The sequence below is a fragment of the Nocardia carnea genome, from assembly GCF_029869215.1.
GTDB classification, from domain to species: Bacteria; Actinomycetota; Actinomycetes; order Mycobacteriales; family Mycobacteriaceae; genus Nocardia; species Nocardia carnea_B.
Window position 1 is genome coordinate 1 of sequence record NZ_JARWPM010000275.1, and the last position, 6761, is coordinate 6761.

The window sequence follows — 6761 nt, forward strand, 5'->3', positions numbered from 1 at the left end:
CTGTACCCCTCGCTGGCCGCGGAGCGAACCGGTATCCACAACCTGGTGTTCGGTGGGGTCGTGGTGGCCTAGACCGCCCGGGGCGCGCGCCGGGTGCACCAAAAGCCGACCCCCGGGCCCCCCCCCCCGGCCCCCCCCCCCCCCCCCCCCCCCCCCCCCCCCCACGACCGCGGCCGCCGGGCTCAGGCCGCTTCCGCCACGGCACCGCGCCGCATGCCGAGCCCCGCCGCCACGAGGCAGGCCAGCGCCACCGCACCGATGAACCACGGAAACACGATATCCAGCCCCCAGGTGGTGGCCGCCCCGCCGGCCCCCCCCGGGGGGAGCGCCCTCGCGGGATAGGGCATCAGGTAGTAGGGGGGCCTGGGGGGGGGGGGGGGGGGGGCCGGGGGCGGGCCCCGGGGGGGGGGGGGGGGGGGCGGGGGGGGGGGTCCCCCCCCGCCCCCGGGCGGTTACCGCGGCCAGCCCCCGTAGGGGACGGTGATCAACTCCATGTAGTGACCGCTGGGGTCCAGGAAGTACACCCCGCGACCGCCGTCGTTGTGATTGATCTCGCCTGCCGCGCGCTGATGCGGATCCGCCCAGTGCTCGAGACCGTAGCGCTGGATCTTGGCGTACGCCGCATCGAATTCTTGCTCCGAGATCAGGAAGGCGTAGTGCTGGCCCTGTATTTCGGTGATATGGGGCGGCACGTCGGCGAAATCGAACGTGACCCCGTTCGCGGTGGGCAACGGAATGAACGGACCCCACTCGGGTCCGAGTTCCAGACCCAGGATATCGGCCCAGAATTCGGCCGAGACCCGGTTGTCACGGCATCCGACAATGGTGTGGTTGAACTGAACGGACAAAGGAAAATCTCCTCGGATCGTGATGATCCCGACCCCGGGCTCGGTACAAGGCGGCCAACGGGAGCACCATCACGGCGACCAAGGATAGTCCCATCCGGATCATGAGCGCGATCCCACCGCGGCTTACCGTGGTGGGATGAGAATTCGTGGGGCAGTCCTGGAACGTATCGGCGCACCCGGACCGTACGCCGAATCCACACCGATCACCGTCGGCGAACTCGAGCTCGCCGAACCGGGTCCCGGCGAGGTGCTGGTGCGGATCGAAGCCGCCGGTATCTGCCATTCGGATCTGTCCGTGGTCGACGGGAACCGGGTCCGCCCGGTGCCGATGCTGCTCGGCCACGAAGCCGCCGGGAAGGTCGAGGCGGCCGGTCCGGGGGCCGATCTGGCCGTCGGGCAGCGGGTCGTGATGACCTTCCTGCCGCGCTGCGGTGCGTGCGCGGGGTGTGCCTCCGAAGGCCGGACCCCGTGCGTTCCCGGCAGTGCCGCCAACAACGCCGGTGAACTCCTCACCGGGGGCCGGCGGTTGCACCGCGACGGTGCCGAGGTCCACCACCATCTCGGTGTGTCCGGCTTCGCCACCTATGCGGTGGTGGACCGGCGGTCGGTGGTCCCGGTCGACGACGATGTGCCCCCGGAGGTCGCGGCCGTCCTGGGCTGCGCCGTGCTGACCGGCGGTGGTGCGCTGCTGAACTCCGCGAAACCGGCCGCCACCGACCGCGTGATGGTCGTCGGTCTCGGTGGAGTCGGGATGGCGGCGGTGCTGGTGGCGGTATCGCTCGGGGTCCGCGAGGTGATCGCCGTCGATACGGTTCCGGAGAAACTACAGCTGGCCCGCGATCTCGGCGCCACCGGCGCGTATTCGCCCGCCGAGGTCGCCGACGGAGAGATCCGGGCCGAGGTCGTCGTCGAGGCGGTGGGCTCGGCCCGGGCCTTCGAAAGCGCCGTCGCCGCGACCGCGCCGGGCGGTGTCACGGTGACGGTGGGCCTCCCGTCGCCCGACGCCCGCGCCAGTATCTCGCCGCTGGGTCTGGTCGCGCAGGGCCGTTCGATCGTCGGCAGCTACTTGGGATCGGCGGTCCCGTCGCGCGATATTCCTGAGTACGTCCGGATGTGGCGTGAGGGCCGGTTGCCGGTGGAGAAACTGATCTCCGCCCGGATCGGCTTGGACGAGATCAACCGGGCCATGGACGAATTGGCAGCCGGCCACGCCTTGCGCCAGGTCATCGTGTTCTGAGACCGCTCTCCGGCGCGGTCCGGATTCGGCACCGACCGTACCGGTGGCCGCCGTGCGCTGGGCTCGCACCGGGAGGGTGATCGAGTCGGTGGACACCTGGCCTCAGGCATATTCGGCGTCGGCTTCCGGGCTCGGTAGGACGTGCCCGGCGTTCAGCTCTGTGCCGAGGGGGACGTCACCGGGTGGGCGGTTCGCCGCGACCGGTGTCTGGCGACATTGACCCGATTCGCGCACCGATCACTGCAGAACCGCCGCCGGCCGTTCCGCGAGGTGTCGACGAACACCAGGGTGCAGTTCTCGCGGGCGCACCGGCCGATCCGGTCCGGCGCCGCGCAGAACAGTTCGGCCAGGCCGGCGGCGGTATAGGCCTTCACGCGTTCGTCGATCGGCGCGTCCTCGGCGGCGTAGTGCAGATGCGGCGCACGTCCGTCGTGCGTCGAGATGTAGGGGCGGCTCGTCGTCTCGGCCAGCAAGGCGTTGAGCAGGTCGACGCCGGGCGCGCGGAAGGCTTCGTCCAGGCGGCGGGTCCACCGCCGCAGTTCGGCGGTCTGCCGGGGGGTCACGGTGCCGACCGGTTTGTAGCCCGCATCGGTCAGCAGCGCCGCGATGTCCTGATCGGGTGGCGCATTGACCAGGCGGGCCGCGAGTTCGGCCGCCGCCCCGCCGTAAGGGTTGAAATGCATAGAACCATTACATCAGACTCGTTTCATGACGATCACCTGCTCGGCCTGCGCCTGGCCCGCCCCCACCCTCCTGTCCGGCCACGGGTCGGTCCGCTACTGGCGCTGTCTCTGCGGGCAATGGCTGGTGAGCGAGGCCGATACGGTGACGGCGACACCCGGGAGCAGTGATTTCGCGGTGGCCCGCGGACGAGGGGGTCGAAACCCGCGCGCGTCGGCGCGCCAATAGACTCGATGCTCCGACGACAGGTAGGAGTGGTGAGGTGACGGCACCGATTCGGGTGGGCGTTCTGGGGGCGCAGGGCAAGGTCGGGCAGGCCATCTGCGCCGCGGTCGAGGCGGCCGCCGATCTCGAACTGGTCGCCACCGTGGACAAGGACGATCCGCTGGCCCGGTTCACCGAGACCGGCACCCAGGTCGTGGTCGATTTCACCCACCCCGACGTGGTCATGGGCAACCTGCGCTTCCTCGTGGACAGTGGTATCCATGCCGTCGTCGGTACCACCGGATTCGACAGCGCCCGGCTCGACGAGGTGCGCGGCTGGTTGTCCGGCCGGCCCGAGGTCGGGGTGCTGATCGCGCCGAACTTCGCGATCGGGGCGGTGCTCTCGATGCGATTCGCCGAACAGGCGGCCCGCTTCTTCGAATCGGTCGAGGTGATCGAATTGCATCACCCGAACAAGGCCGACGCCCCCTCCGGTACCGCCTACCGGACCGCCGGGATCATCGCCGAGGCACGCAAACAGGCGGGGGCCGGGCCCGTTCCGGACGCCACAACCACCGAACTCGACGGGGCGCGCGGTGCCGAGGTGGACGGGGTGCGAGTGCATTCGGTGCGCCTGGCCGGGCTCGTCGCCCACCAGGAGGTGCTGTTCGGAACCCAGGGTGAGACGCTGACCATCCGGCACGATTCCCTCGACCGCTCGTCGTTCGCGCCGGGCGTGCTGCTGGGGGTCCGGCAGATCGGTGGCCGCCCCGGGCTCACCGTCGGGCTCGATCCGTTCCTCGACCTGTGAGCGAAACCGGTGGCATGACCGGGGATCCGGCGTCCGGCGGCGGGGTGACCAAGGTCGTCCTCATGGTGGGCTTCCTCGTCCTGGCCTTGATCTTCTATTTCCTGCTGCTGGGCCGGATCGCCGTGGAACTGCTGACTTCCGGTGATATCGCCGCCGTCGCCCTGGGCGCCGGGGTGCTGATTCTGCCGGTACTCGGTGTGTGGATGGTGGTGTCCACCATCCGGTCTGCGCTCGATCATCAGCGGCTCGCCCGCCGCATGCACGACGAGGGCCTGGAACTGGATGTTTCCGAACTCCCGCGCCGGCCCTCCGGACGGATCGAGCGCGCCGCCGCGGACGAGTTGTTCCTCACGGTGAAACAGGAATGGGAAGCCGACCCCGACAGCTGGCGCGTTTCCTACCGGCTGGCCCGCGCCTACGACTACGCGGGTGACCGGGCCAGGGCGCGCAGTACCATGCGCCGCGCGGTCGAACTGGAACGGCAGGAACGCGATTCCGGCCGCTAGTCACCCACTAGGCTCGCGACCGTGCCGACGTTGCTGATCATCCATCACACGCCGTCCCCGCATATGCAGGAGATGTTCGAAGCGGTCCTGGCCGGGGCGAGCGATCCGGAGATCGAAGGGGTCGAGGTGGTGCGCCGCGCAGCGCTGACCCTCGCCCCGGCCGAGATGCTCGCCGCGGACGGCTATCTGCTGGGCACCCCCGCCAACCTCGGCTATATGTCGGGCGCTCTCAAGCACGCTTTCGACACCTGCTACTACCCCTGTCTCGACAGCACCAGAGGCCGCCCGTACGGGCTCTATGTCCACGGGAACGAGGGCACCGAAGGCGCCGAACGCAGCGTGGCCACGGTGACCACCGGGCTCGGCTGGGTACAGGCTGCCGATTCCATTGTGGTGAGGGGTAAACCGGCCAAAGACGATCTGCAGCGGTGCTGGGAACTCGGGGCGACCGTGGCGGCGCAGTTGATGGAGTGAGGCGCGCTCCCCTGGAATCCGGGGCTGACCGCGCGGCGCGCGCCACGCCATACTGCACTGGACACCGGATGTGCCTGATGGGAGTTGCGTTGTGACCGAAAGCGTCACCGACCGGCGCGGGCCGCGCCGTATCGGTCTGGTCGAGGACCACGAATCGGTGGCGATCGGCCTGGCGGCCATGTTGGGGCCGGAGCCGGATCTGGAACTCGTGGCGACCGCGGGAACAGTGGGCGAGCTGCTGGAGCATCCGGCCTGCCGGACCGAGGACACCCCGGCGCTGGACCTCGCCGTCCTGGATCTGCGGCTGGCCGACGACTCCGCACCGGAGGAGAACGTCGCGAGATTACGCGGCCACGGGGTGGAGGTCCTGGTGTTCACCGGTGCCGACAACACCTATCTGGTGCGCTCGGCGGCCCGGGCCGGGGTTCTCGGTGTGGTCCGCAAATCCGAGGATGTGGCGACCGTGGTCGCCGCGGTGCGCCGCGCCGCCTCCGGGGAACAGGTCGTGACCACCGACTGGGCCGCCGCTATCGACGGCGATCCGCAATTGTCGAGCGTCGGTTTGAGTCCCCGGCAGGAGGAAGTATTGACGCTGTACGCCTCCGGGGAAAAGGCGTCGCGGGTCGCGCGGCTCACCGGGTTGTCGGAGCAGACGGTGAACGATTATCTGAGCCGGATCCGGCAGAAATACGCCGACGCGGGCCGGCCGGCGCCCACCAAAACCGATCTCTACAAACGCGCCGTGGAGGACGGCTGGCTACCGGTTCCCGAACATCGCCGGGCATGAGCACAACCTCGACCTCCGCCGGTGCGGCCGAACGCCCGGCGCTGTGGACAGCGCGGCCGCGGGCCCTGGGGTCCGCGGTGGTGGCGCTCATCCGGGCGCGTAACGCCGGTCCCGAATTGGCGGCCGACCGGGTGGTCCGGCGGTTCGGCCTGGTGATCGGGCTGGTGGGGTCGCTCGCGGCGGTCCTGGAATTGCCCGAGATCATCGTGCAGCAACGCCCGGTCCCGCCGGTCTGGACGCTGATCACCGTATCGGTGGCCTTCGGCATGCTGCCGGTGCTCGCGGTCGTAGCGCTGCTGGCGGGTCCGCGCCTGGTCCGCGCGGTGGCCGGGGCGGCCGCGCTGGGTTATCTGGCCGGGATGGCGCTGGTGATGCCCTATTACTACGAGGTCGCGGAGGCACCCGGGCTGATCTGGGCGCATCGGCTGATAATGATCGGCGTGCTGGCGGCCGCGGTGGCCTGGCAGCCGTGGCTGGCCGGTGCCTATCTGGTGCTGACCTCGGCGATACCGAGCGTGGCGCTGCTGGTGATGTACGACCATATCGGGGCGCTGTACGCCCTGGAGAATTTCGCGCGGCTGGCCGGGCAGTGCCTGTTGTTCCTGTGGTGCGTGGTGCACGCGCAGGCCGCCGGTGCCCGGCTGGACCGCGAATCGGTGCTCGCGGGCGAACGGGCGGCGGCGGTCGCGGGAGCGGCTGCCCGGGAACGGGAACGCGCGCGGTTCGCCGTGCTGATCCACGATGCCGTGCTGTCCACACTGCTGGATGCTTCGCGTGCCCGCGGAGCTTCCCCGGTGTTGCGCGAGCAGGCGCGGCGCACCCTCGACCAGCTCGACGCCACCCGGATCTCCGGCGCCGATACGGGGCTGCTGGACGCGAACTCGGCCATCGGCTTCCTGCGCGCCGCCGTGCACGAGGTGAACTCCGGCATCGAGGTCACCGTGCACCGCGGCGGGAACGACAGCGAACTGCGGATGCCGCCGGCGGGGGGGGGCCCCGGGGGGGGGGCCCCGGGGCGGGGGGGGGGCCCCACATTTTGGGCAGGCCGGGGGGCCGCCCCCCCCGGGGGGGGGGCGGGGGGGGGGGGGGGGGGGGGGCCGGGGGGGGGGGGGGGGGGGGGCGAGGGCTTAGCACCCCCCCCCCCCCACCCCGGCGGGGGCGGGGAGGAAGAGAACGCACCCCAAAGCGGGGGGGGGGGGGGGGGGGGGGGGGG

At 70.9% G+C, this 6761-nt stretch carries 10 protein-coding genes; 7 read left to right on the plus strand and 3 right to left on the minus strand.

What is annotated here, in order from left to right; translation table 11 throughout:
- Positions 1–182: 182 nt before the first annotated feature.
- Positions 183–347, minus strand: coding sequence for a hypothetical protein (locus QH276_RS19120; protein WP_280406838.1), 165 nt, complete (start codon positions 345–347; stop codon positions 183–185).
- Between the two features lie 105 nt (positions 348–452).
- Positions 453–848 (minus strand): VOC family protein, encoded by a 396-nt coding sequence (locus QH276_RS19125; protein ID WP_280406839.1) that lies wholly within the window; start codon positions 846–848, stop codon positions 453–455.
- Between the two features lie 136 nt (positions 849–984).
- On the opposite strand from QH276_RS19125, the gene QH276_RS19130 reads away from it, so the two are divergent.
- On the plus strand, positions 985–2085 hold the full coding sequence (locus QH276_RS19130; protein ID WP_280398508.1) for an alcohol dehydrogenase catalytic domain-containing protein: 1101 nt from the start codon (positions 985–987) through the stop codon (positions 2083–2085).
- A gap of 152 nt (positions 2086–2237) precedes the next feature.
- On the opposite strand, the gene QH276_RS19135 is transcribed toward QH276_RS19130, so the two are convergent.
- Entirely contained in the window at positions 2238–2768 is a 531-nt protein-coding gene (locus tag QH276_RS19135) for a CGNR zinc finger domain-containing protein (RefSeq protein WP_280398509.1), read from the minus strand.
- A gap of 25 nt (positions 2769–2793) precedes the next feature.
- On the opposite strand from QH276_RS19135, the gene QH276_RS19140 reads away from it, so the two are divergent.
- The 6 genes from QH276_RS19140 to QH276_RS19165 all read left to right on the plus strand — a co-directional run.
- Positions 2794–2994: a hypothetical protein gene (locus tag QH276_RS19140; RefSeq protein WP_280406840.1), complete on the plus strand. Its 201-nt coding sequence runs from the start codon at positions 2794–2796 to the stop codon at positions 2992–2994.
- 34 nt (positions 2995–3028) lie between these two features.
- The gene (gene dapB / locus QH276_RS19145; protein WP_280398510.1) at positions 3029–3781 is read left to right on the plus strand and encodes a 4-hydroxy-tetrahydrodipicolinate reductase; all 753 of its coding nucleotides are present in this window, start codon (positions 3029–3031) and stop codon (positions 3779–3781) included.
- Positions 3782–3795: 14 nt separating this feature from the next.
- A complete protein-coding gene (locus QH276_RS19150) occupies positions 3796–4287 on the plus strand; it encodes a hypothetical protein (protein WP_280398511.1) in 492 nt (163 codons plus the stop codon).
- A 63-nt stretch (positions 4288–4350) separates the two neighbouring features.
- Positions 4351–4761, plus strand: a complete 411-nt coding sequence (locus tag QH276_RS19155; RefSeq protein ID WP_432278612.1) for a flavodoxin family protein — start codon at positions 4351–4353, stop codon at positions 4759–4761.
- Positions 4762–4852: 91 nt separating this feature from the next.
- Positions 4853–5548 carry a response regulator transcription factor gene (locus QH276_RS19160; protein WP_280398513.1) on the plus strand — a complete coding sequence of 232 codons (696 nt, stop codon included), beginning with the start codon at positions 4853–4855 and terminating at the stop codon, positions 5546–5548.
- On the plus strand, positions 5545–6761 hold a 1217-nt coding region (locus QH276_RS19165; protein ID WP_280406841.1), incomplete at its 3' end, for a hypothetical protein. The genes QH276_RS19160 and QH276_RS19165, both read left to right, overlap by 4 nt.

Bases quoted from the DNA above. Each gene is read 5' to 3' on its own strand.
- QH276_RS19150 (WP_280398511.1), top strand. From the start codon at position 3,796: ATGACCGGGGATCCGGCGTCCGGCGGCGGGGTGACCAAGGTCGTCCTC.
- QH276_RS19135 (WP_280398509.1), bottom strand. From the start codon at position 2,768: ATGCATTTCAACCCTTACGGCGGGGCGGCGGCCGAACTCGCGGCCCGC.
- QH276_RS19130 (WP_280398508.1), top strand. From the start codon at position 985: ATGAGAATTCGTGGGGCAGTCCTGGAACGTATCGGCGCACCCGGACCG.
- QH276_RS19155 (WP_432278612.1), top strand. From the start codon at position 4,351: ATGCAGGAGATGTTCGAAGCGGTCCTGGCCGGGGCGAGCGATCCGGAG.
- QH276_RS19140 (WP_280406840.1), top strand. From the start codon at position 2,794: ATGACGATCACCTGCTCGGCCTGCGCCTGGCCCGCCCCCACCCTCCTG.
- QH276_RS19120 (WP_280406838.1), bottom strand. From the start codon at position 347: ATGCCCTATCCCGCGAGGGCGCTCCCCCCGGGGGGGGCCGGCGGGGCG.